Annotated in this window: 22 protein-coding genes and 1 tRNA gene; 19 read left to right on the top strand and 4 right to left on the bottom strand. The window is 43.7% G+C overall.

The window, feature by feature from the left end:
• The first annotated feature begins 265 nt into the window (after positions 1-265).
• From AC3WJJ_RS08245 to yajC, 9 genes are all read left to right on the top strand, one after another.
• A tRNA-Pro gene (locus tag AC3WJJ_RS08245) sits at positions 266-339 on the top strand.
• 175 nt (positions 340-514) lie between these two features.
• Positions 515-1,201, top strand: coding sequence for a BofC C-terminal domain-containing protein (locus AC3WJJ_RS08240; protein WP_492539519.1), 687 nt, complete (start codon positions 515-517; stop codon positions 1,199-1,201).
• A gap of 202 nt (positions 1,202-1,403) precedes the next feature.
• Complete coding sequence (ruvC, locus tag AC3WJJ_RS08235) at positions 1,404-1,907, top strand: crossover junction endodeoxyribonuclease RuvC (RefSeq protein ID WP_422660183.1); 504 nt, start codon at positions 1,404-1,406, stop codon at positions 1,905-1,907.
• Positions 1,904-2,515 (top strand): Holliday junction branch migration protein RuvA, encoded by a 612-nt coding sequence (gene ruvA / locus AC3WJJ_RS08230; protein ID WP_492539516.1) that lies wholly within the window; start codon positions 1,904-1,906, stop codon positions 2,513-2,515. Before ruvC ends, ruvA begins: the two co-directional genes overlap by 4 nt.
• 29 nt (positions 2,516-2,544) lie before the next feature.
• Positions 2,545-3,552: a Holliday junction branch migration DNA helicase RuvB gene (ruvB, locus tag AC3WJJ_RS08225; protein WP_492539514.1), complete on the top strand. Its 1,008-nt coding sequence runs from the start codon at positions 2,545-2,547 to the stop codon at positions 3,550-3,552.
• A gap of 79 nt (positions 3,553-3,631) precedes the next feature.
• Positions 3,632-5,734, top strand: a complete 2,103-nt coding sequence (locus tag AC3WJJ_RS08220; RefSeq protein ID WP_492539512.1) for a SpoIID/LytB domain-containing protein — start codon at positions 3,632-3,634, stop codon at positions 5,732-5,734.
• A gap of 5 nt (positions 5,735-5,739) precedes the next feature.
• Positions 5,740-6,771 carry a tRNA preQ1(34) S-adenosylmethionine ribosyltransferase-isomerase QueA gene (queA, locus tag AC3WJJ_RS08215; RefSeq protein WP_492539510.1) on the top strand — a complete coding sequence of 344 codons (1,032 nt, stop codon included), beginning with the start codon at positions 5,740-5,742 and terminating at the stop codon, positions 6,769-6,771.
• Between the two features lie 18 nt (positions 6,772-6,789).
• Positions 6,790-7,929, top strand: a complete 1,140-nt coding sequence (gene tgt / locus AC3WJJ_RS08210) for a tRNA guanosine(34) transglycosylase Tgt (protein WP_422660188.1) — start codon at positions 6,790-6,792, stop codon at positions 7,927-7,929.
• Positions 7,930-7,971: 42 nt separating this feature from the next.
• Positions 7,972-8,265: a preprotein translocase subunit YajC gene (yajC, locus tag AC3WJJ_RS08205; protein ID WP_492539507.1), complete on the top strand. Its 294-nt coding sequence runs from the start codon at positions 7,972-7,974 to the stop codon at positions 8,263-8,265.
• A 218-nt stretch (positions 8,266-8,483) separates the two neighbouring features.
• Here yajC and AC3WJJ_RS08200 read toward each other — a convergent pair whose 3' ends face one another.
• Both AC3WJJ_RS08200 and AC3WJJ_RS08195 read right to left on the bottom strand, forming a co-directional pair.
• Positions 8,484-9,302 (bottom strand): phosphatase PAP2 family protein, encoded by an 819-nt coding sequence (locus AC3WJJ_RS08200; RefSeq protein ID WP_492539506.1) that lies wholly within the window; start codon positions 9,300-9,302, stop codon positions 8,484-8,486.
• Positions 9,303-9,394: 92 nt separating this feature from the next.
• Positions 9,395-9,784 (bottom strand): TIGR04086 family membrane protein, encoded by a 390-nt coding sequence (locus tag AC3WJJ_RS08195; protein ID WP_492539504.1) that lies wholly within the window; start codon positions 9,782-9,784, stop codon positions 9,395-9,397.
• A gap of 204 nt (positions 9,785-9,988) precedes the next feature.
• Between AC3WJJ_RS08195 and AC3WJJ_RS08190 the strand changes: the two genes are divergently transcribed.
• The gene (locus AC3WJJ_RS08190; RefSeq protein ID WP_492539642.1) at positions 9,989-10,726 is read left to right on the top strand and encodes a YetF domain-containing protein; all 738 of its coding nucleotides are present in this window, start codon (positions 9,989-9,991) and stop codon (positions 10,724-10,726) included.
• 15 nt (positions 10,727-10,741) lie between these two features.
• Here the strand turns inward: AC3WJJ_RS08190 and spoVB are convergent, their stop codons facing one another.
• A complete protein-coding gene (gene spoVB, locus AC3WJJ_RS08185; protein ID WP_492539502.1) occupies positions 10,742-12,337 on the bottom strand; it encodes a stage V sporulation protein B in 1,596 nt (531 codons plus the stop codon).
• Positions 12,338-12,527: 190 nt separating this feature from the next.
• On the opposite strand from spoVB, the gene AC3WJJ_RS08180 reads away from it, so the two are divergent.
• The 6 genes from AC3WJJ_RS08180 to AC3WJJ_RS08155 all read left to right on the top strand — a co-directional run bounded on the left by AC3WJJ_RS08180 (position 12,528) and on the right by AC3WJJ_RS08155 (position 19,164).
• A complete protein-coding gene (locus AC3WJJ_RS08180; protein ID WP_492539500.1) occupies positions 12,528-12,785 on the top strand; it encodes a post-transcriptional regulator in 258 nt (85 codons plus the stop codon).
• Between the two features lie 133 nt (positions 12,786-12,918).
• A complete protein-coding gene (secD, locus tag AC3WJJ_RS08175; RefSeq protein ID WP_492539498.1) occupies positions 12,919-14,169 on the top strand; it encodes a protein translocase subunit SecD in 1,251 nt (416 codons plus the stop codon).
• A complete protein-coding gene (secF, locus tag AC3WJJ_RS08170) occupies positions 14,159-15,067 on the top strand; it encodes a protein translocase subunit SecF (RefSeq protein ID WP_492539496.1) in 909 nt (302 codons plus the stop codon). The genes secD and secF overlap by 11 nt, the downstream gene beginning before the upstream one ends.
• A 125-nt stretch (positions 15,068-15,192) precedes the next feature.
• On the top strand, positions 15,193-16,158 hold the full coding sequence (locus tag AC3WJJ_RS08165; protein WP_492539494.1) for a cation diffusion facilitator family transporter: 966 nt from the start codon (positions 15,193-15,195) through the stop codon (positions 16,156-16,158).
• Positions 16,159-16,213: 55 nt separating this feature from the next.
• Positions 16,214-18,616 carry a single-stranded-DNA-specific exonuclease RecJ gene (gene recJ, locus AC3WJJ_RS08160; protein ID WP_492539492.1) on the top strand — a complete coding sequence of 801 codons (2,403 nt, stop codon included), beginning with the start codon at positions 16,214-16,216 and terminating at the stop codon, positions 18,614-18,616.
• 32 nt (positions 18,617-18,648) lie between these two features.
• Positions 18,649-19,164 carry an adenine phosphoribosyltransferase gene (locus AC3WJJ_RS08155; RefSeq protein ID WP_422660198.1) on the top strand — a complete coding sequence of 172 codons (516 nt, stop codon included), beginning with the start codon at positions 18,649-18,651 and terminating at the stop codon, positions 19,162-19,164.
• A gap of 87 nt (positions 19,165-19,251) precedes the next feature.
• On the opposite strand, the gene uraA is transcribed toward AC3WJJ_RS08155, so the two are convergent.
• Positions 19,252-20,568, bottom strand: coding sequence for a uracil permease (uraA, locus tag AC3WJJ_RS08150; RefSeq protein ID WP_492539490.1), 1,317 nt, complete (start codon positions 20,566-20,568; stop codon positions 19,252-19,254).
• Positions 20,569-20,897: 329 nt separating this feature from the next.
• Between uraA and AC3WJJ_RS08145 the strand changes: the two genes are divergently transcribed.
• The 3 genes from AC3WJJ_RS08145 (at position 20,898) to AC3WJJ_RS08135 (ending at position 23,892) form a co-directional block, all read left to right on the top strand.
• Positions 20,898-23,072, top strand: a complete 2,175-nt coding sequence (locus AC3WJJ_RS08145; RefSeq protein ID WP_492539488.1) for a RelA/SpoT family protein — start codon at positions 20,898-20,900, stop codon at positions 23,070-23,072.
• Positions 23,073-23,181: 109 nt separating this feature from the next.
• Positions 23,182-23,628 (top strand): D-aminoacyl-tRNA deacylase, encoded by a 447-nt coding sequence (gene dtd, locus AC3WJJ_RS08140; RefSeq protein ID WP_492539485.1) that lies wholly within the window; start codon positions 23,182-23,184, stop codon positions 23,626-23,628.
• A 99-nt stretch (positions 23,629-23,727) separates the two neighbouring features.
• Positions 23,728-23,892 carry a hypothetical protein gene (locus AC3WJJ_RS08135; RefSeq protein ID WP_492539484.1) on the top strand — a complete coding sequence of 55 codons (165 nt, stop codon included), beginning with the start codon at positions 23,728-23,730 and terminating at the stop codon, positions 23,890-23,892.
• Positions 23,893-23,922: the final 30 nt, after the last annotated feature.

Genomic DNA, 23,922 nt, shown 5'->3' with positions numbered 1-23,922 from the left:
GTGTGGCGGAATTGGCAGACGCGCGCGACTCAAAATCGTGAGGGAAACCGTGGGGGTTCGAGTCCCTTCACCGGCATTGTATGAATACTGGAAAGCCTCTTAGGATTTCGATCCTGAGGGCTTTTTTAGTGATATAGCATTGGTTTACATAGAATGGATTAATCTTTCTTCTTTTTAGTAATCTAGCCATTTCTAAATAGACTTGTTAAAAAACTCTTTTAAATCTATTGAATTTATGCTATTATCTTATTACTGTTTTCTTTTTCGGGACGTAGCTCAGCTTGGTAGAGCACCTGGTTTGGGACCAGGGGGTCGCATGTTCAAATCGTGTCGTCCCGATTGATAAAGAATCCATGAATCAGAGTATTTCTGGTTTATGGATTCTTTTTGTGTTTTTCACTTTTTTATAAAAGTATTAGTAAATCACGGCTTGATATTTTGAATAAATAAATAGTGTATCGGTCAAACTATGAAAAACATGAGACAGAAGGGGATATACTTGAGTGTTTTCCGAATGAAAAAACAATTAAGGAAAAGATGGAAACGGTGGAAACGAGCCATTTGGACCTTTACTCTCTTTTTGATCATTGGTTGTTTAGCCTGGGCAGGACAGACGTTGCCTGATCAAATGAAAAAACTGTTAACACAGATGACGGATGAATCACCTATTGCCATAGAAACGCTGAATTATTTACAAAACGGTGGAGATCTTGAGTCCGATGAGCAGCGTGTATTTATGCAGCAGCTTAATAACGCTCAAGGAAAAATGAAGGTTCATCTCGTGACCTTGTTTGTGTGTGGTGTAGAGGAACAGATAATCGGTGATCTTGATACCGATACTGTCTATTCACTTATGAACAATAACCCATCTTGGAAAGGAAAGATGGACGACAACGGTGAAGTATGGCTCGAAGAAACAGTGACAGATGACCTATCTCCAGCTTGTAAGGAACAAGCTTACATGAGCATAGATGCAAACGGGAACCTTACATTGTTCGAGGGGCCACCACAAGAAGAAAAGGTACTGAGAACCTTTTTTCAGTTAGATATTGGATCGATGGAGTCATCTCTGCCAAAGGATGTACTGAAGCAACTTCAAGATGGCATACGTATTCAGGATATTGAAGAGTACAATAGTGTTCTGTCGACGTTTAGTGATTATGCAAGGGATTTGGCCGAAAATGTAATGAAAGCTCACTAAATGAAGCTAGAGCAGCTATTTACTAAAGATTGAATGTGTCGAAAATATGACTTTTACGAAGGAGGCGCCTTGGGTGTCTCCTTTTTGGCGTTGTCTAAAGTTTGGGAAATGAATGGTTTAAAGTTTTTCCTCAACTGATGCTAATCTTTTGTTATAATGAGTAGAACGATACATATGTTCGCTTTAAGAGGAGAGATTAGGTTTGCGGATTATGGGAATAGACCCCGGAATTGCTATTGTCGGTTTTGGGTTTGTCGATAAAGTGGGAAGTAAAGTAACACCAGTTCAATATGGAAGTATTCAGACAGAAGCTCACACGCCGGATGAGGAAAGACTGAAACATGTTTATGATGGTATGGTACAGTTAATCGATAAATATAAGCCAGAGGCTGTTGCATTTGAGAAGTTGTTTTTCAATCGAAACGTAACAACAGCGATGTCCGTCTCACAAGCACGTGGAGTACTTATCCTGGCTGCTGTGCAGCAGGGGTTACCCATTGCCGAATATACACCGATGCAAGTCAAACAGGCAATTGTAGGGTACGGTAAAGCAGAGAAGAAACAAGTACAGGAAATGGTTAGAATGTTCTTGAAGTTGCAAAGTGTTCCTAAGCCTGACGATGTGGCGGATGCACTGGCTGTTGCCATTTGTCATGCCCATTCGTATACTCTTAATTCTAAGTTAAATGAGGTACTTCGAAAATGATAGATTTTTTACGAGGACAGCTTGTCCATATGGAGAATGAATATATAGTTCTTGATGTGCAGGGAGTAGGTTATCGGGTTTTTTGCCCGAATCCGTATGCTTTTGCAAAGGTTGAAGGACCCGTTACGATATATACACATCATCATGTGCGTGAGGATGCCATGTTACTGTTTGGTTTTCAGACAAGAGAGGAACAGATGCTATTCCGAAAGCTCATCGAGGTTTCGGGTATTGGCCCTCGTGTTGCGCTTGGCATTCTGGGTGGTGGCTCACCGGATCATGTTGTTACAGCGATTTATCAAGAGAACATTTCGTTCCTCGTCAATCTTCCAGGTATTGGTAAAAAGACAGCGCAGCGCATGATTCTTGATCTGAAGGATAAACTCGAAGGTTTCAGCAGTGCTGCCTACGCTACTGGATTATTTGCTGTGAATGATATGGAGCCAGATGACAGCGCAGGATGGGCTGAAGCACGTGAGGGATTGAAGGCACTCGGTTATACAGATAGTGAGCTCGATAAGGTATGGCTCAAGATTAAGGATAAAACTGCAGGTGAATCCGTGGATGTTATTATGAAACGGGCACTACAGTTGCTATTTGCCGGTTAAGATTTGGTTATTGAAAGGAGTTATGGAATATGGATGACCGTATCATAACGGCTAACTTGATGATGGAGGATCAGGCAGCAGAGCTTAGTCTGCGTCCCCGTTATCTAGCAGAATATATAGGACAGAATCAGGTTAAAGAAAACCTTAAAATATATATTGAAGCTGCAAAAATGCGTAAAGAAGCACTAGACCATGTGCTCCTATATGGACCGCCAGGGCTTGGTAAAACGACCCTTGCAAACATTATTGCCAATGAGATGGGTGTGAACCTGCGAACGACCTCAGGGCCAGCTATAGAGCGTCCTGGTGACTTGGCAGCTCTATTGACTAATCTTCAGGAGGGTGATGTGCTCTTCATTGACGAAATTCATCGCCTCCATCGTACAGTAGAGGAAGTATTGTACCCTGCGATGGAGGATTTTGCGCTGGATATTATGATTGGTAAGGGCCCAAGTGCGCGCTCCGTAAGGCTGGATCTCCCACCGTTTACGTTAATAGGTGCAACGACTAGGGCTGGGCTTTTATCTGCACCTTTACGGGATCGTTTTGGTGTAGTCAGTCGGTTAGAATTTTATACGGTGGACGAGCTTAGTTATATCGTTTCTCGTGGAGCTGATATTTTTGGTATTCAGATATTAGGTGAGGCAGCAAATGAGATCGCACTACGATCGAGAGGGACACCGAGAATCGCCAATCGTCTTTTGAAACGGGTGCGTGACTATGCGCAGGTGCGTGGTGACGGTATGATTACCCCGGATATTGCAGCGGAAGCTCTGAAAATGTTGCAGGTCGATCCGATGGGGCTAGATTTAGTGGATCATAAGATGCTTCATGCTATGATTCAGAGTTTCCGAGGTGGTCCTGTAGGCCTTGATACGATTGCTGCTACAATAGGAGAAGAAAGTCAGACGATCGAAGATGTGTACGAGCCGTATTTGCTTCAGATCGGTTTTCTTCAGCGGACACCAAGGGGGCGTATCGTAACTCCTGCCGCTTACAACCATCTAGGATTACCGTTTCCTGAAGATAAAAGATAGTTTCATAGTTCATTCATTGGTTGTGTAACAGGCTACATGAATTTTTTCATCATTCTTACAACGCAGGAGGACATATCCGATGACAAAAGAATGGAAGCGAAGTATTGGCTCATGGTGTGCCAAAGGTCTGTTGGCGGTTGTTGTGGCTGGAAGTGTATGGCATGCACCGGCTGCTAACGCGGCTGCCCCTTCACTAGATACCATAAGGGTTGCAATGTTTCTAGATTTGGGGAGCAGATATAGGTCTACCACGCCGGCTGTAACGCTTAAATCGGCAGATGTGCTAAACGGTTCACTAATTACTTCTGAGGGTTCACAAGGCGTTTTTACAACTCCTGCAGCTGAGCAGGTTCGTTTAAGTATAGATTCTTTTCGTGTAAAAGTGCTCGAAACAAAGGACTGGAAAACTGCGTCTGAGGCAGCGAAGAAACTTCAAGCGACATCAGACAAGCCGCTACTCTTCTTATCTACTTCAAGTGAGGGAAGTGTGTACCAGTTATACTCAGGTATGTATGCTACCGAAAAAGCTGCCAAGGAAGCTGCAGTCAGAACAGCCAAGACGGTTGCTGCTCATCTGAACGGTCAGGCTCCTATTGCAAAAGGTTCTATGTACCTGTCAGCAGGACAATTCGAATCTCAAGCTGCCGCTGAGAAAGTGCGGAAGACTTTTGCGAATGTGGGTGTAGATGCTGTTAATGTTCTTGTACCTACTGAGGCGGGCTCTAAGTATGCTGTATGGGTCGGCGAAGCTGCAAATGCTGCCGACTTGGCTACAGTGAAAGCGGCCGCTCAAGCTGTTGGTGGAGCCTCTTTAAATGAAGTAGGTAAAGACACCGCAGGACTGATCATTAAGCAGGATGTTGGACTTGATCTGACTAAGGCGCAGCCGATTACTCACTACATGCTAGCAGGTTCTACGTCCAAGCTATGGTTGGAAGGTTCCGGCGCAGGGATACAAGTGAAAGAGCGCTCAGATCGTACATATAGAGGGGCTATTGAGATCGGTTCAAAGAATGGCCAGCTTTATCTAGTCAATGAACTTCCATTTGAGCAGTATTTGTATTCGGTTGTAGGTGCGGAGGTACCCTCTTCATGGGGGACTGAGGCATTGAAGGCCCAGGCTGTTGCTGCACGGAGCTATGCTTTATTTCAAGGAAACAAATTCGAAGTGGCTCATGTGGTAGATACCGTATTAAGTCAGGCTTATAGCGGAACAGGTTCAGAGAAGGGGAGTATCACTCAAGCTGTGGATGCTACCAAAGGCGAAGTGCTAATGAGTAATAATAAACTGGTCGAAGCGGTGTTCTCTTCCAATAGTGGAGGGATGACGGCTGATCCTTCTGAGGTGTGGAACAGTGCTAATGATTTATTCGCAGCCGTAGAGAGTCCTGGAGATCAATCATCGCAAGCTTCTCTTAAACAATGGTACTATGTGCTTCTACCTAATGGTGTGACGGGTTATGCCCGTGAAGATAATGTAAAAGAAACCGGAAATACCACAGTAGCAGGCCTGCCAATGATGACGGTGACTGCGAAGGACACGAATATCAGACCGCTTCCGCTCATTCAGTCTGCTGTAAAGCCGGTAGCCCAGATGAACCCCGGGGATACGGCTGTGATTTTGGATAAGGTGAACGAGTCTAACAGCTATGAATGGGTACGGGGGCCTTTTACTTCTGCTCAGTTGCTCCAATCTTTAAAGGGAAAAACAAGCTCTAGTCTTCCATCTTCAATTAATACACTGGAAATTACCCAGAGGGGGCCATCAGGTAGAGCTATTCAAGTGAAGGCCAATGGACAAAGTTTGGATGTAAAATACCCAGATATGTTCCGCTCGGCCTTTAATGGATTACCGAGCACGATGTTTGATATTGAACCAACCGGAAGTTATACTGTATTGAGCGCTAACGGTGAAGTATCCACCCTTTCGGGTAGTCAAAATATCTCTGTTATAACTGCAAGCGGAACACAGAACGCTTCAGGTGCAGGCTCAGTTGTGATGAGTGCATCTGGAAAGGCTAGAGTGATCGACAAGACAGCCGGATTTAAATTTACCGGTAAGGGTAACGGTCATGGACTTGGTCTTTCGCAGTGGGGAGCCAAAGGGATGGCTGATGAAGGGTATGATTATGAAGCTATTTTGCAACACTATTATCGCAACTCAACTATATTTAAGGACTGACCACAATGAATGTAGACTTGTATGATTTTGAGCTTCCTGAACAATTGATTGCCCAAACACCTTTGCTTGACCGCAGTTCATCGCGACTGCTAACTGTCAATAAAGAGAATGGTGATATATCTCATCAAGTGTTTGGAGATATTGTAGACCATCTACGTCCCGGCGATACGCTGGTACTGAATGATACAAAAGTAATCCCAGCCCGTCTGTTTGGTGCTAAAGAAGACACGGGGGCCAAGGCGGAAGTACTTCTACTCAAGAATCTTGAGGGGGACCGTTGGGAAGCCCTTGTTAAACCCGGAAAAAGGCTAAAAAAGGGCAGTGTTATAACATTTGGTGAAGGTAAGCTTCGTGCCGTCATCGAAGAAGAAGGGGAGTTGGGAGCACGAACCTTGAGGTTCTCCTATGAAGGAATCTTTCAGGAGATTCTAGACTCCTTGGGGCAGATGCCATTACCTCCTTATATTAAGGAGAAGCTGGATGACCGTGATCGGTATCAGACCGTATATGCGAAGCATGAAGGATCAGCTGCTGCACCGACAGCAGGACTGCATTTTACGGAAGAGCTGCTTGATCAAATTCGTGAACGTGGTGTAGATATCGCTTTTATAACACTTCATGTTGGGCTTGGGACGTTTCGTCCAATGTCTGTGGATCAGGTAGAGGATCATGTCATGCACGAAGAATATTTTATGTTGTCTCAGGAAACAGCAGATCTGTTAAACGAGACGAAGCGCAGAGGTGGAAGGGTTGTTGCGGTGGGTACGACTTCCTGCCGAACTCTAGAAACCGTGGGGACTCAATGTGAAGGTGGGCTCTTGCAAGAGAGCAGTGGCTGGACGAGTATATTTATATACCCTGGATATAAATTTAAAGTGGTGGATGCGTTGATAACGAACTTCCATTTACCTAAATCAACCCTTGTTATGCTCGTTAGCGCCTTGGCAGGAAGAGACCACATACTTGCAGCTTATAAAGAAGCGGTGAAGCAGGAATATCGATTCTTTAGCTTCGGCGATGCAATGTTTATCTATTAATTCGGAGGTTAAATCAAAATGGCAGCAGCTATCACCTATGAACATATCAAAACATGTAAGCAATCGGGTGCAAGACTCGGTCGCGTACATACACCACACGGTATTATCGAGACACCAACATTTATGCCTGTTGGAACGTTGGCAACCGTCAAGACGATGAGTCCTGAAGAACTAAAGGCAATGGATGCACAAATTATTTTGAGCAACACCTACCATTTATTCCTTCGTCCTGGTCATGACATTATCAAAGAAGCAGGCGGACTTCATAAGTTTATGAACTGGGATCGTCCGATTTTGACAGATAGTGGCGGATTTCAGGTATTTAGTCTGGCAGAAATGAGAAAAATAACGGAAGAGGGCGTTAACTTCCGTTCCCATTTGAACGGAGATAAATTGTTTATCTCGCCAGAAGTTGCCATGGAAATTCAAAATGCGCTCGGTTCAGATATTATGATGGCATTTGATGAATGTCCACCATACCCAGCAGAGTATGATTATGTTAAAAAGTCTACTGAAAGAACTTCACGCTGGGCGGAACGCTGCTTGAAAAGCCATGCTCGTCCACATGATCAAGGCTTGTTTGCTATCGTTCAGGGAGGAATGTATGAAGATCTGCGCCGCCAGAGCGCGCGTGATTTGACTTCCATGGATTTCCCGGGTTATGCTATTGGTGGACTTAGTGTGGGAGAATCCAAGCAGCTTATGTACGAAGTGCTGGATTACACGGTACCCTTGCTTCCGGACAATAAACCGCGTTACCTGATGGGGGTCGGCTCGCCTGATGCACTCTTGGAGGGCTCTATCCGGGGTGTGGACATGTTCGATTGTGTGCTTCCGACGCGGATTGCTCGCAACGGAACGACAATGACCAGTCAAGGTCGTCTTGTCGTTCGCAATGCTCAGTACGCCAGGGATTTTGGACCGCTGGATCCAGAGTGTGATTGCTACACTTGCCGTCACTACTCACGCGCTTACTTGCGTCATCTGATTAAGAGTGATGAAACGTTTGGTCTACGACTTACAACGAATCATAACTTGCATTTCCTTCTTAATCTCATGCGCAACGTGCGGAAGAGCATCATGGAAGATCGTCTGCTTGATTTCCGCGATGAGTTTTTTGAAAAATATGGCCTGCATGATAATGAAAAGGGTTTTTAATTGTAAAACCATCATGGGAAGTCCATGAAGGGGGGGAAAGATATGTTTGAAATTGCAGCAGCACAAACAGGCAGTGGTGGGATTTTAGGATTGATTCTACCCTTCGTATTGATGTTTGTCATCTTCTACTTTCTGCTTATCCGTCCACAGCAGAAGAAGCAGAAGACTCGTAATGCTATGCTTAGCGCTTTGAAAAAAGGTGATAAGGTAGTAACGATTGGCGGTCTTCACGGCACAATTGTAGAGATCACTGATGACGTGGTTGTATTGAAAGTGAATGATGTCACGAAACTGACATTCGATCGCAGTTCAATTAGCCATAGCACCACGAATTAAGGTGTCTAAATAACTCTTGCTGGTATGAGAGTTGTAGTAGAGAGTAATGAAAAAGGAGCTATCCTGCAAGTAGATTTTTTACTTGGGGACAGCTCTTTTTTATATAGTAAGGTGTTTTTTGTGTTGATGTATATTGATGTATATATAGGTGTGAGCGTATGGCAAAAAGAAAGGGGCATCCCATAAGATCTTAGATCTTGTGAGATGCCCTACTTGTCTTAATTAGTAAGCTTATTGTAAAGTGATGTGGTTCTTGCCTTTTGATGGGTGAGTCTTCCTAGATAAATGCCTAGCGTTGAGGCAAATATGCCAAGAAGGGAACCTGCAATCATATCAGACAACCAGTGAATGCCAAGGTAAAAGATGCTGAAAACAATTAGAGCAGCACTTACACCTGTAATGATTGCCCAACGTTTATTGCCGGATCGAAATGCAAGAATGGCCATCGTAACGGACAAGGAGGTATGAAGGCTCGGGAAACAGTTATTGAGTCCGGATAGAGGGCGATACACACTTTCAAAGTCAGGAAAAACCTCAAGCATATAGAAAGTTACTCCTGCTGGCTGATAGGACCATGCTTCATTTACTGGGAATAGTAAGAAGAAAGGAATAGCCATGGCGTAGTTGATAAGAATTGCATAACAAGTGGCATACACATGTGCTTTGTTATGCTGAATTAAATATACGCCTATTGATCCGATTATCAAAGCCTGAAACACGAGTAAGTAGAAATAAGCGAGAATCGGAGTAATCCAAGGGCTGTAGAACAGCTCCTGCAGATGTTTTACAAAAGAGCCTTCCCACCCGAATATCATGGGTGTGAAATCCTTATGATAATTAAAGTACTCTTGCTCAAATTGCAATTCGTACTTGTTAAGCATAAGAATGCCCGCCATCGCAGCAAATAGAATGAAGAAGCGCGGTGTGGTGACAAGCTCTTTGACAAGGGCGAATAGTGCCTTGAATGGGTTATGGAGTGTACCAACCCACAAGAGTACGATCACATTAAGTGTCGTAAATAGGGCAATGGTATTCATGGATTGATATAACAATGAAACAAAGGCCTCCTCTTCCTAATCATAAACAATGTTATCAGTGTAACACAGTTTAAGTGAAGAGAATTAACAATTTATTTACGTAAATTCACACCAAAAATTCCACCGATTGATCCAGCAACTAAAACGGCAGCAATTAGAGTAAGATCACTAAATGATAATGAGCTGTCTAAAGCAAGAAAACCGATGAGGATGAGCATGATGCCATATAAAAGACCTGTCATACACCCATAATACCATCCTTTGTTACCTGCCCGCTTACCGCTTACAATACCTCCAAATGCTGCAGAAACTCCATGCACAAGGAATGTGTACATCGATAAATCATCCTCGGATAGACTGCTTGCCCACAGAAGCAAAGACAGTCCGAGAGCTCCGAGAAACATCCACATAAAGGCATACAATAAACCTGAGAGAATAGGACTTGTGATTTTTAAGGAGAAAGCGCGCCTGATCTGTTCCAATATATCAAACCCCCTTTATTAAACTACAATTAATAACCATTGTATGGCCAAGCCCCCAAAATGATTACCATTAATTAATTATGAACTACCGAATGGAAAGACGAGTCAGGGGTCAGAATACCAGTACCTTGAATATGTCCAATCCACTAGGAGGGAAATTAATTGACGACGCATATAACACTCCTTATTCTCCGGACAATTTTAATGTACGGGATTACCTTTATAACTTTACGGATTATGGGGAAGAGAGAGATCGGAAAACTATCTATTTTTGACTTGGTGATCTCCATTATGATTGCAGAAATAGCTGTTTTTGTTCTCGAAGATACAAGTAAGCCTCTGCATGATGGGCTGATTCCGATAGCCGTGCTTGTTACGATTCAGGTAGGTCTTGCTTACTGGGGGTTGAAGAACCGCAAAGTGCGTCTACTCGCCGACGGCAGGCCCAGTATTCTCATCTCTAAGGGTAAGTTACATCGTAAAGAAATGAGTAAGCTGCGATATAACCTAGATGATCTGATGCAGCAGCTTAGGGGGAAAGATATTGCAAGCTTGGCAGATGTTGAATTTGCGATTCTTGAAACATCAGGTCAACTGACAGTCATTCCTAAAGATGCTTCAGATGCTACTAGTGATGAAAACCTTTCAAACAGTAGTTCACCTCCTTCGAAACAGTCATCAGACAAACGCTCGAATAATAAATCAGGACAGGACAGCAATCGGATTGAGATTCCGTACAGCAAAATTACCTATGAGGGTCTGCCAATTCCTTTAATTTTGGATGGAAAGGTGCAGGATGAGAACCTGGAGCTTATCAATAAAACAAGATTTTGGTTGAAAAATGAAATTCAAAGTAAAGGTGCAAAAGATTTTAAAGAAGTATTCTTATGCTCCATAGATCATAAGGGAAGGTTGTATGTTGATCGCAACGACTCCTTGTAAGGGGCGTTTACTTTCTTAACGATTAAACCATTTCCCGACTATAGGTACCCTTACCAAGTCCCGAAGAGTAACAAGCTTTGCCATAAATACAACAACGACATATATAATCACGCCCACACCAGCTGCTGATAGAAACTGAAGCCAAGGGATTGTGATGAACGGAAAATGTTGATATCCAAATAACACCCCTGCACCCATAATCATCATGACTGCTGCAGTCTTGATAAAGTCCATCATTTTGAAACGGAATCCGATTAATCGGGAGATACTGTATCCGTGAAGAAGCGTTACTGCAATGCTATTTACAATGATTGCAATGACCGCACCTTTAATACCGAAAGCAGGATTCGAGGATAAATATAAGATAAGGCTCATTTTTATTAAGGCACCGATTAATGTATTAATGAGGGCTCTTCCAGGCCGATCTAATGCTTGGAGTGCAGCTTGTAACGGTGCCTGTACATAAAGAAATAATGCAAAGGGAGCCATGATCTTAAGCATGCTGCCAATTTCGGTATTGTTATAAAGGAGAAGACATAGTGGTTCCGCTAAGATGTACATGATAACGGCAAAAGGTGCTCCAGTTACAAAAGCAAGACGTAGTGCTTGATTCATACGTTTATGGATCATAACGATATCTTTTCTGGCAGCGGCTTCGGAGAGGGATGGGACTAACGCTACAGCCAATGACATTGTAATCGCTCCTGGAAGGAGTAGTAGCGGGATAACCATGCCTTGAAGGGCTCCATATTGTGCTGTTGCAACCGAAGTAGCAATCCCGGCGATAGCCAGGCTTCGGGCTGTAATTATAGATTCCATTAAGTATGAAATCGAGCCGACCATTTTGCCTCCTGTAACAGGAACGGCAATACCCATCAGGCGCTTAAGAATACTTCTATGCATTGAAGGATTTGTTTCTTCGGGCCTAATCGTCAGCTGTTGGTTACTTGTGTCAGGTGTTTTCATTGTGCCTTTGCTTCGTTCGTTCCGTGAATACTGCCAGAGCAACACAAACATTCCGATTAATTCTCCTACTGCGGTTCCAAGCATCGCTCCAGCCGCTCCGTATGCAAGGCCCTTGGGCATCAGAAGATGTGCAAACCAGAGCATACACACAATGCGAACGATCGTTTCTATGATCGATGATGCTGCAGAAGGGACCATATTCTGTTTACCTTGAAAATAACCACGATAAACAGCAGACACAGCTATGATTATCATCATGGGTGTCATACTGACAAAGGTCTGATAGACCCTCTGATCGGGCAGAATTACGCTGGTAACCCATGGAGCAAGAAGGAGGCTTAGAAGCATAAATATACTGCCGAGGGTTACCGTTAGGGTTAGACTGGTGCGTAATATGCGTTTGGCATAATCGCTATTGCCGGCACCTTCTGCTTCTGCAACCATTTTGGCAATGGCTAGAGGGATGCCCCCTGTAATGATGGTGACAAGAACGATAAAGAATGGATAGCCAAGCTGATAAATACCGACACCCTCCGGCCCAATAATCCGTGGTAACGAAATCCGTGGTATGAATCCGAGTAACCGGTTGATGATACCGGCGGCTAATAGAATAATGGTCCCTTTAATAAATGACTGCTTGTTCAATACTCATCCCACTCCCTGGTCAAAAGAATCCGTAACATGTGCAGGTTGATTGTTGTCCTACTTTATGGATATGCCCTACATGTCCCATATGATGCTTTACTTTTTTCTAAGGCCATGGTACGAAAAGAAGGGAATGGTGCGTTTGTAGTCGAATGTATGCTTTTAAGGTAACAGGAGGAGGAGAGCGAACATGGAATTGGAATCGATGAGTGATGAAGATTTGATCGTCACGATTGAGATGATCTGCTCCAGTAAAGCTGAAGAATTTCGTATGGTTGGTTACGAATATGTGACAAGTGATGATGTATGGAAATGCGTAAGCAGTAAGTATGAGAAGCAGGGAATCCCTTCTCTTCATCAGTTAGTGAATGACGTATTATCGTTGAAAGCTACCAGTTTGATGAATTATATGACAATATCGGCATATAAGGGGTCTCCTTTCGATTGACGAAGGTTGATCCCTTTTCTTTAGGGAAATTGAGTTATTTTGATCAGATCGACAATTAATGATAAATTGACTGGATTTTGAGGCATGGCTATAATAGGAATATTGAGAAATAGAAGGGGGAACTAGGGACGGCATGAAGAGAATCATCAGTTTCATCGTTACCGTACTCGTGGTCACCGGAATCATGGTTGTGACGAGCCCGGGATTAGTAAAAGACGTTCGTTTAGGTTTGGATCTTAAGGGCGGCTTTGAAATCCTTTATGAGGCCGAACCATTGGTAGAAGGCCAGCAGGTGACAAAAGAAGCCTTGCAGGAGACCGCAAAAAGTTTACAAAAACGTGCAGACGCAATGGGAACGACCGAACCGGAGGTAACACCGGAGGGGACGAACCGTATTCGTCTGAAGGTCGCCGGTGTAACCGACGAGGCTGAGGTCCGCAAGACGATGAAAGAACCAGCGAACCTTACGTTCCGAAGCAATGACGGCTGTAAAGAGGGAGAAGAGTTTTGTAAGATTGAACTTCGGGGAGACGATTTCGTAGAGAATGGAGCCTCTGTTGCTTATGATAGCTTGAATCAGCCAGTGATTGATATCAAAGTAAGAGATAAAGCTCGTTTCGCTGAAATTACAGAGCGTCTTCTTGGACAAGAACTTGCGATCTTTATGGATGACGAACTATTATCTGCTCCGACGGTACGAGCTGTTCTGACGGATGGTAGCGCGCAAATTACTGGTAATTATTCGATTGACGAAGCGAAGCAAATTCGTGATACGATTAATCTAGGGGCACTACCGCTGAAGCTGACAGAGAAATACTCTCAAAGCGTAGGCGCAACCTTAGGGATGGCATCTTTGACTAAGACGCTCGAAGCAGGCTTAATCGCTTCTGTAGCTATTCTAATCTTTATGATCGGTATGTATCGTATTCCTGGCTTGCTTGCGAGCTTCGCACTTATCGTGCATACATGGTTGCTTATATTGATTTTTGTATTGGCCGATTTCACATTGACATTGCCAGGTATTGCGGCATTCATCTTGGGGATCGGGATGGCGGTTGACGCCAACATTATTACTTATGAACGTATCAGGGAAGAGATGCGAAGTGGAAAGAGTATTGCGTCTTCCGTTAAAGCGGGTGGTAAAAACTCATTCCGTACAATCATGGATTCTAACGTAACAACGATTATCGTTGCTGCTGTTATGTTTGCGTTCGGTACAGGTGCTGTTAAAGGATTTGCACTTGTTCTTATCTTGGAGATTATCGTGAGTATTGCCACGAACGTGTACTTCTCCCGTTTCTTGCTCAATTTGCTTGTTAAGATGGGTTGGGCTAGCAAACCGAAGCATTTCGGGGTAAAGGAGAGTGACATTCGTGCGCTTTAAAAACTTTGATTATGTAGGTGCCAGCCGGTACTTTTATACGTTCTCGATTATTCTGACCATCGTCGGCGCAATATGTCTTGCTGCTCTCGGATTGAACTACGGTGTTGATTTCCGTTCAGGTTCCAACGTGGATATTACAACATCGAAGCAACTTACAGTAGAACAGCTTGAGCCGATTCTGAAGGAAGCTGGTATTGCAGAAGAGGCTAGTATTACACCGGGTAATGATCGAGTGAATATTCGTTTTAGCCAGGTGCTAACGGAGCCTCAAGATCAAGCTTTAAAAGCAGGCATTCAGAAATTGGACAAGGACGCTTCCTTTGAAGTGAATACGGTCGATCCTGAAATGGCTAAAGAGCTTGGACAAAATGCGATTTATGCGGTATTGCTGTCATGTGTCGGAATTATTATTTATGTCAGCATTCGATTCGAGTGGCGTTTTGCGATAGCGGCTATTATCGCACTATTGCATGATGCATTTGTGGTCATTAGTATTTTCTCCATCTTCCGTTTGGAAGTGAACTTGACGTTTATTATCGCTATTTTGACGATTATCGGTTATTCCATTAACGATACCATCGTTATCTTTGACCGTATCCGTGAAAATCTGCGGTTTGCAAAAATCAAAAAGTATTCTGATCTAGTGGAACTAGTTAATAAGAGTTTGTCTCAAACCATTGCTCGTTCATTGTATACCGCATTATCGGTATTCATTGCAGCATTCTTTATGTTAATCATGGGTGGAGAATCAATACGAATGTTCTCACTAGCAATCGTAATTGGTTTGCTGTTCGGGGCTTACTCTTCAATCTTTATTGCCAGCCCACTGTGGCTATTGCTGAAAGGTAAAAATGTTGCAAAGCCTAAAGCACCGAAGCCGTCTAAAGCAGACATTTAGAATGAGCGTAAGGTTAGTTTTTTAATAACTACACTACTATTCATGTAGAAAGCCGCGTCGTAGGCGACGCGGCTTTCTAAGTTACCGGCGTATGTGTTATAGAGCATAGCTGAGGGGGGCCACATGTGAATAACGAACGATTGTCTCATACGGATACAGCCGTTTGGTCTGGTATCATAAGCGATTCTACTGTGGCTGTGGGCAAAGGAGTAGTTGGGTATTTTTTCGGAAGTATGGCTCTTATGAGCGATGCGCTACATTCCGCCTCGAATGCAGCTACATTGCTTGCAGACCGTCTTCCCTGGTTAGGGAGACCGAAGTTATCTGATCGTAAGCAAAAACTATCTGAAGAACATGCTGCGCCTTTTATGTCTATCTTATTTGCTGTAATTATATTGGTGTGCGGACTACAAATCGCTGTCTCAGCTGTAAAGCATCTCTCAACAAGAACACCAGAAGCTCCTGGTTTGGAGGCAATTATAGCTGTACTGATTTCACTAGGTGTGAACGAAATTGTCTTCCAATATCAATATCGTGAGTCTAAGAAGAAAAGTGATCAACGCTTAAAGGCACACTCTGAAAATCACCGTTTCGGACTGTACTCTTCATTGACTGTTCTGAGCGGTCTCTTCCTATCCAGAGTTGGTTCATATTATGAGATCCACACTCTGTTATATATGGATTCGATTGCAGCTCTCATAGTATCCTTGCTAGTGCTCCGAAAAGGTTATATTTTAGTCACAAGTTCCATAAACAATACATTCACTGAGAAGCCTCTTCATGAGCATCATGCTGATTACATGGATACCATTCAGAGAGTCCATGGTGTAATTACTGTTGAGGATATAAAGGTGCAAGAGTATGGCCAAATACGTCAGGGTCAGGTGAATATTGACGTGAAGGTCAGCGTTAATCCACGTATTACCGTATGGGAAGCCCATGAAATTGCGGATCGAATCCGAAAGTTGCTACTACACCGGTTTGTACACGTAATCAATGCAAATGTAAGTGTAGTTCCATACGAACCGGGCTATCCATATAAATCAAATTATGATTTGGTGGATAACGATCTTCCAACACTACCACAGTGATTTTTCATGAAGATCAGTAAGAACAGTATTGCAGTGTAAAGAAAGGTGAAATTTCGTGCTATATTCCAAGTATGAATGGCAAATGCTATCTCCAGATGCTGAGGTGTCCGGCAAGCTTGCAAGTGAGCTTTCGGTATCTCCTCTCATAGCATCATTAATGGCTGCTAGAGGAATTACTTCATCACAGGATGGAGAAGTGTTCTTGAATGGAGCGTTTGAACTGACGCATGATCCATTTTTGATGCTCGGTATGAACGAAGCGGTCCCTCGGATTCGGAAGGCATTAGAGGAGCATGAGCATATTCTAATATATGGCGATTATGATGCTGATGGTGTATCCAGTACATCACTGATGATCAACCTGATGCGCTACCTAGGTGCCTCTTATGATATATATATTCCTCATCGCTCCAATGAAGGCTACGGACTTCACAACCATGCGTTAGATTGGGCTCACCAACAAGGTGTTAGCCTTGTCATTACTGTAGATACCGGAATTAGTGCAGTAGAACAGATAGCGTACGCCAATGAGTTAGGGATGGATGTTATTGTAACGGATCATCATGAGCCTCCAGAACAGCTTCCTGACGCATATGCACTTATTAATCCGAAAATACCTGCTTGCCCATATCCTTTCAAGGGATTGGCAGGTGTAGGTGTAGCCTATAAGTTAGCACAGGCGCTTGTGGGGAATCCTCCGCTAGAGTGGCTTGAGATTGTAGCTATTGGGACGATTGCGGATCTAATGCCTCTGACTGGCGAGAATCGTGTTCTGGTGAAGAATGGTCTGCACTCCATGAGACGGACTAAGAATGCCGGAATAAGAGCTCTCTTAGAGGTTGGTGGAGTGAATGTAGAACAGGTTACAGCTCTCAACGTAGCGTTCGCTATGGCTCCACGAATTAATGCTAGCGGGCGTCTCGATCATGCAGGCAGAGCAGTGACACTTCTGACGACAGAAGTTCAAGATGAAGCAGAACGATTGGCTTGGGAACTTGATGCTCTGAACAAGAATCGACAGCAGGTCGTAGAGCAAATCGTTCAAGAATCGATGAACATGATTCAAAGTCGATGGGGGTATGACAGGCTTCCATCAGTCATTGTACTGGCTGGAGAGGGCTGGAATGTTGGTGTCGTCGGAATTGTAGCTTCCAAAATATTAGAGAGATTTTATAGACCAGTGGTTATACTCGGGATTAACGCCGAAACTGGAGAGTGTAAAGGATCTGCTCGCTCTATTCCTGGTTTCGATATTTATGAAGCGCTGCATTCTTGTAAGGATCTTATGCACCATTTTGGAGGTCACCCTGCAGCGGCAGGAATGAGTCTTCATATTAGTCAATTGGAACAATTCGAGAATAGTTTATGTTCATTTGCGGATGGCGTGTTGAACGAAGAACATTTTATACCGGTGTACCAAGCAGACCTGGAATGCTGTATTGCGGACGTTCCACTGCCAGTCATTGATGAATTAGAGGTGCTCGGACCTTTTGGCATGTCCAATCCGATTCCAAAGGTAGTCTTTCGTGGTCTGGAAGTGAAAGATGTTCGTAAAATGGGCAAAGAGAATAAACATCTAAAGCTACGCTTTCAACAGAGTGGACATCAACTGGAGGCTGTTGCCTTTGGTTTAGGTCATCTTGCCGATGTCCTACCTGAGGGAACGAAGGTGGATGTGCTTGGTGAATTATCGGTAAATGAATGGAATGGAAATCGAAAACCACAGCTTATGATACAAGACATGAGTGTGCCCTATCAGCAGGTTTTCGATTTCCGTGGCTCGAAAGATCCGATTCAAGAGTTAAAGCGCCTTAGAGAAGTGCTGGAGCCTCATATTCATTGCTCCGCTGTTCACTCAGCAGTTGTATTCGCACAAAATTCAAAAGATGCTATAAAAAGTCATTTGAATGATTTGTCCCTTTGGGTATATGATAGGAATGCTGGCATTTTGCCGATGAATTCAGTCGCAGAAGAGGGCGGCAGTGAGTCCATTTCAGTGTTGTTTGTGCTGGACGTACCGGAGAGCGCAGGACAGCTTGATACATTACTGTCAACGTTTCACTCCGTGCCAAATATATTTCTACTGCATCCGCTCCGTAATAAGCAGAACTCTCTGCAAATACCGACACGGGATCAGTTTAAAAAGCTCTATATTATGCTTGCCGGTTTAGGTTCAAAGCCAGTGTCCGAATCTGAAGTTATTGCGCAGATGAATAGACAATCTTCACTTTCACATCGAATGTTAATAAAAGTACTCGATGTATTCGAGGAATTGGTATTTATTGAGCGCTCTAATGGAATGATTACTTTTATAACGAAACCGGACAAAAAACCGTTGGATGCTTCCTGTCATTTCAGGGAGTTGAATGAGTTAGCAGAAATGGAGCAGCATTTGCTGCACGCAAACACCGCGCAACTAACCCATTGGATGATAACCCGATCAAAAGGTGCATCGTAATCGTCAGTCACCTGACCTAGGAGGAGATTTTATTGGATTTTAAAGATTATATTCGTGTGATCCCGGACTTTCCACAACCAGGGATTAGCTTCAAAGACATCACAACATTGCTTAAGAATGGTGAAGAGTATCGGAATGCAATTAATGAATTAAAAAAGATGGTTGAACATCTTAAAATCGATGTTATCGCTGGACCTGAGGCACGTGGTTTTGTCGTAGGAGCTCCGTTAGCTTACGCATTAGGCGTTGGCTTCACACCAATTCGTAAGAGCGGTAAGCTGCCTTATGAAACGATTGAAGTTGGTTATGATCTAGAGTACGGTAAAGACAAACTGGCAATGCATATCGACGCGATTGAAAAAGGTCAAAATGTTCTGATCGCAGATGATCTGCTCGCAACAGGTGGAACCATCGCTACTTCTGTTGATCTCGTACGACAATTAGGAGGAAATGTTGTTGGAGCGGCGTTTATGATTGAGCTGAATGAGCTTAATGGTCGTGAAAAATTAGAGGGAATTGATGTATTTACATTGATGCATTACGAGTAAGCAGCGTCATATATTATCGGATTTTCCCGGGAAATAATAACGAAAAGGCCCTGCACCTATGATTTAGGTGCGGGGCCTTTCCTGTTATTAGTCTGTAATTTTATCAACCGTAGGTTCTTCTGTCTTTTCATTAGAGAGACCTAAGATTTCGAAAAGTCTGAACAGTATAGCTAGGACCATACCAACGATCGTAGCCAGTGCCATTCCTTTCAGTTCAACATCACCAATCTTGAGTGTAATTCCGCTGACTCCGACAACCAAGACAAGCGAAGCTAAAAGCATATTGCTTGCTTTCGAGAAGTCCACACGTTGTTCAACAAAAATGCGAAGACCAGAAGCTGCAATTACACCGAACAGAAGCAGTGAAACCCCACCCATAACAGGATCGGGGATGTTAGCAATGACAGCAGAGAACGTGCCTGAGAAGGACAGTAGGATGGCGATTACAGCTGCTCCGCCAATGACGCGTACAGAATATACCTTCGTCAGTGCCATAACGCCGATATTTTCACCATAGGTTGTGTTGGGTGTTGAGCCTACAAAGCCAGACAGGATTGTTGAAATTCCGTTACCAAGGAGTGAGCGATGAAGGCCAGGGTCTTTCGACAGATCTTTACCCACGATGTTACTTGTTACGAGCAGATGACCGATATGCTCCACAATGACGACTAGTGCAACGGGAATAATAGTGAAGATAGCTGCCCAATCAAACACAGGTGTTGTTATATGAGGTGCGGATAGAAAACTTGCTTCTTTAATGTTATCAACATTTACTACACCAAGTACGAAGGATAAAGTATAACCAGTAACGATACCGATCAGAATATGAATGATTTTAGGAAACCCACGGAACAAGATAGAACCCAAAACGGTTACCCCAAGTGTTATCATCGATATCGAAATTGTAGTTGGATCAATGGACCAGTTAGCGGCTTCAGTGGGATCACTTGGAGGAATGAAGCCCGCCATCTTGGCTGCGACCGGTACAATCTCCAGACCGATCATTGCAATAACTGCCCCCATGACAGCCGGAGGAAATGCAAAATCAATCCAACGGGTACCTGCATATTTAATGATTAGGGCAACGATACAGAAGATGATTCCTGTTACGATAAAGGCTCCCAGTGCTTTCCCGTAGTTCTCACCTGGATTCTTATTAATTACGATAAGTACAGGCGAGATAAAAGCGAAGCTTGACCCAAGATAGGCTGGGATTTTCCCTTTACAGAGCAAAATATAAAGCAGTGTACCGATTCCGTTCATGAGCAGGATCATGCCAGGATCGACTCCAAATAAATTCGGCACGAGGACAGTGCTTCCGAACATGGCGAACAAATGCTGTAAGCTTAGCAAGAATCCGGGTCCAAATGGAAGCTTTTCATTTACTTGAATTTCGCGTTGCAAAACAATTCACTCCTCTAGGACTTTTATACATAGCTACCGTTCTTTTACGATCTTTAATAGATTAAATACAATTGATTGATTTTTCAACAACATTTTTTATGGGGATTCGGCAAAAAATACAGGCTTGTAAGAACTTGGAGAGTCTTGAACGGGAAATAAGGGTGGAATTATCGTTAAAGCTTGATGTTAAGCGTATTTACCAGGTCTACAGTGTTGACGTGAACGGTAGTAAGCGTCATAATAATAGGAAAACATTCGATGAGGGAACCTGCACGTTTTGACAAAGGGCGGGTTCTATTTTATATAGAAAGGGAAGAGAAGGACTAAGAATGGGCATAGAGCGATTACTCGAGAAGGCTAGCGCCTATATTAAAGAACCCGATCTTCTCCGTATTCAGGAAGCTTATGAATTTGCGGAGCAAGCCCACCATGGGCAGGTGCGGAAATCGGGAGAACCTTATATTCTTCATCCGCTCGCGGTAGCCGACATCGTTGTCAATATGCAGATGGACGCGCTGTCTATTATTGCTGCGCTATTGCATGATGTCGTTGAGGATACAACGGTTTCTCTTGAGCAAATCCGCGAGAAGTTCGGCGATACTTGCGCTATGTTGGTGGATGGATTAACCAAGCTGGAACGTATTAAGTTTGGTTCTAAGGAAGAACAACAGAACGAGAATTACCGCAAAATGTTCATCGCGATGGCTCGGGATATCCGCGTGATCGTTATAAAGCTGGCAGACCGTCTTCATAATATGCGTACGCTTAAGTACCAGTCTGAGGAAAGCCAGCGTCGTATTTCACATGAAACTCTGGAGATCTTCTGCCCTATTGCTCACCGTCTCGGTATTTCAGCAATTAAATGGGAGATGGAGGATATTGCGCTCAGGTATTTGAATCCTCAGCAATATTATCGTATTGCTAACCTGATGCATAAGAAACGTGCAGAGCGCGAGCAATTCATTGATAACGTTATCGAACGTATTCAAGAGAAGCTAGACGAAATGGGTATTCAAGCTGAATTGTCTGGTAGACCGAAGCATATTTATAGTGTATTTAACAAAATGTCCGTCAAAAACAAACAATTCAATGAGATCTATGACCTACTAGCGATTCGAATTATTGTAGATAATATCAAGGATTGTTACGCGACATTAGGTATCATTCACACCTTGTGGAAGCCTATGCCGGGAAGGTTTAAAGATTATATTGCGATGCCGAAAGCGAATATGTATCAGTCGCTTCATACAACGGTAGTTGGTCCGAACGGTGAGCCTACCGAGGTTCAAATTCGAACTGTTGATATGCATCGTACAGCGGAATTCGGTATTGCCGCTCACTGGGCATATAAAGAAGGCTCTGGAGCAGGAGACTTTGATAATAAAATGACCTTCTTCCGTGAAATTCTTGAGCTTCAACATGAAGCGAAGGATGCATCGGAATTTGTAGAATCACTCAAAATGGACTTTTTCTCGGATCTGGTGTTTGTGTTCACACCAAAAGGTGAGGTTATTGAGCTACCGGCTGGATCGGTTCCGCTTGATTTTGCTTACCGTATTCATACCGAGGTTGGTAATCGGACAATAGGGGCTAAGGTGAACGGACGGATCGTTCCGCTAGATCACCAGCTCAAAACAGGGGATATCATTGAAATTTTGACTTCTAAGCATTCCTATGGGCCGAGCCAAGACTGGTTGAAAATTGCACAATCGTCACATGCGAGAAGCAAGATCAAACAGTGGTTCAAAAAAGAAAAGCGGGAAGAGAACGTTGAAAAGGGCCGAGATATGCTCGAGCGTGAATTGAAGCGACTTGGCCTGGAACCATCGGACTGGATGAGTGACGATAAGTTGATTGAGGCTGCCAAGAAATTTGCCTTTAATGATATTGAGGATATGCTCTCCGCCATTGGATTCGCAGGAATTACGGCAGCTCAGATCTGTACCAAATTGACTGAGAAGCTTCGTAAGGAGCAGGAAGAAGCGAACCTGCTTGAGTTGACATCCGAGATGAAAGAGATCAAGGCTCCTCCAGAGAAACGGAGCCGTCCTACGAATGGCGTCTGCGTCAAGGGCATAGACAATTTACTTGTCCGTTTTGCAAGATGTTGTAACCCGGTTCCGGGAGATGACATTGTAGGTTATGTCACAAGGGGACGCGGCGTTTCGGTGCACCGTTCTGATTGCGCCAACTTACCTGCTACGGGTGATGGTGAAGAAGCAGCACGCGTTATCGAGGTTGATTGGGAATCTTCCGTCGAAGCGAACTATAGTGTGGACATCGAAGTGACTGGTCATGACCGTAATGGACTTCTGAACGAAGTGCTTCAAGCTGTATCTGAGAGCAAAACGAACATTTCAGCGGTTACAGGCAGATCGGATAAGAATAAGATGGCCATGATTCATATGACCATACTCATTCGCAATACAGATCATCTGCAATCGGTTGTAGAGCGGATTAAACGTGTAAAGGATGTTTACACCGTTCACCGAATTATGCAGTGATAGATGTACGGGCTAGGCGGCTCATTCGCTGTGCAATGATTACTAAGCGGTCTGGCTTCCTTATAAAGGAGGTTGGCCCGCTATTTTTATGATAAGGGGTCTGATTTCTATGAAGGTCGTCATTCAAAGATGTAAGAATGCACAAGTGACAGTTAACGAAGAGGTTGTAGGAACCATTGGGGAAGGGCTTATGGTCTTGGTAGGTGTAACCCATGAAGATGAGGAGAAAGACGCGAAATATTTAGCGGATAAAGTCGCGGGATTGCGGATTTTTGAAGATGATGAGGAAAAAATGAACTTTAGTGTGCTAGATGTGGGTGGAGCAATTCTATCCGTATCCCAGTTCACATTATATGGTGATTGTCGTAAGGGGAAACGTCCTAACTTTATGTCGGCAGCTAGACCAGAGCAAGCTGAGAAGCTGTATGAATGTTTTAATAGCGAGCTGGCTAGCAAAGGTTTGCAAGTGGAGACAGGAGTATTCGGGGCGATGATGGATGTTTCTTTAACCAATTCTGGCCCTGTGACAATCATTATCGATAGTCGTAATCCGTAGGGGATATAGATTAATGTTCGCATAGGTTAATGATAACTGGACATGCTGTGAAACAGAGGTGAATGTTTGAATCACAGTGTAAAGGAGATTTATTAACTTATGAGACAATCCCCTAAATCGGCTCTGCATCGTGCTGTATCTATTCTTGAATCGAGTGGGGTTAGAGAAACAGAGGGTCTGAACCGATCTGTAATTGTACCCGTTGATCCGTTATGGAAAACGGAAGTCAGAGCAAGTGATCGGATTCTTCTGCCGAGAAGGTAGAACTGGGTTTTATTTTTTTATTAGTGCTGC

Source organism: Paenibacillus sp. FW507-14B1B (assembly GCF_058781425.1).
Note: the sequence above shows the minus strand (reverse complement) of the source record. Positions and strands in the feature narration are given on the sequence as shown.

Coding starts and splice junctions, on each gene's coding strand:
- AC3WJJ_RS08240 (WP_492539519.1), top strand. CDS start 515: ATGAAAAAACAATTAAGGAAAAGATGGAAACGGTGGAAACGAGCCATT.
- ruvA (WP_492539516.1), top strand. CDS start 1,904: ATGATAGATTTTTTACGAGGACAGCTTGTCCATATGGAGAATGAATAT.
- ruvB (WP_492539514.1), top strand. CDS start 2,545: ATGGATGACCGTATCATAACGGCTAACTTGATGATGGAGGATCAGGCA.
- AC3WJJ_RS08220 (WP_492539512.1), top strand. CDS start 3,632: ATGACAAAAGAATGGAAGCGAAGTATTGGCTCATGGTGTGCCAAAGGT.
- queA (WP_492539510.1), top strand. CDS start 5,740: ATGAATGTAGACTTGTATGATTTTGAGCTTCCTGAACAATTGATTGCC.
- tgt (WP_422660188.1), top strand. CDS start 6,790: ATGGCAGCAGCTATCACCTATGAACATATCAAAACATGTAAGCAATCG.
- yajC (WP_492539507.1), top strand. CDS start 7,972: ATGTTTGAAATTGCAGCAGCACAAACAGGCAGTGGTGGGATTTTAGGA.
- AC3WJJ_RS08200 (WP_492539506.1), bottom strand. CDS start 9,302: ATGAATACCATTGCCCTATTTACGACACTTAATGTGATCGTACTCTTG.
- AC3WJJ_RS08190 (WP_492539642.1), top strand. CDS start 9,989: ATGTACGGGATTACCTTTATAACTTTACGGATTATGGGGAAGAGAGAG.
- AC3WJJ_RS08180 (WP_492539500.1), top strand. CDS start 12,528: ATGGAATTGGAATCGATGAGTGATGAAGATTTGATCGTCACGATTGAG.
- secD (WP_492539498.1), top strand. CDS start 12,919: ATGAAGAGAATCATCAGTTTCATCGTTACCGTACTCGTGGTCACCGGA.
- AC3WJJ_RS08145 (WP_492539488.1), top strand. CDS start 20,898: ATGGGCATAGAGCGATTACTCGAGAAGGCTAGCGCCTATATTAAAGAA.
- dtd (WP_492539485.1), top strand. CDS start 23,182: ATGAAGGTCGTCATTCAAAGATGTAAGAATGCACAAGTGACAGTTAAC.
- AC3WJJ_RS08135 (WP_492539484.1), top strand. CDS start 23,728: ATGAGACAATCCCCTAAATCGGCTCTGCATCGTGCTGTATCTATTCTT.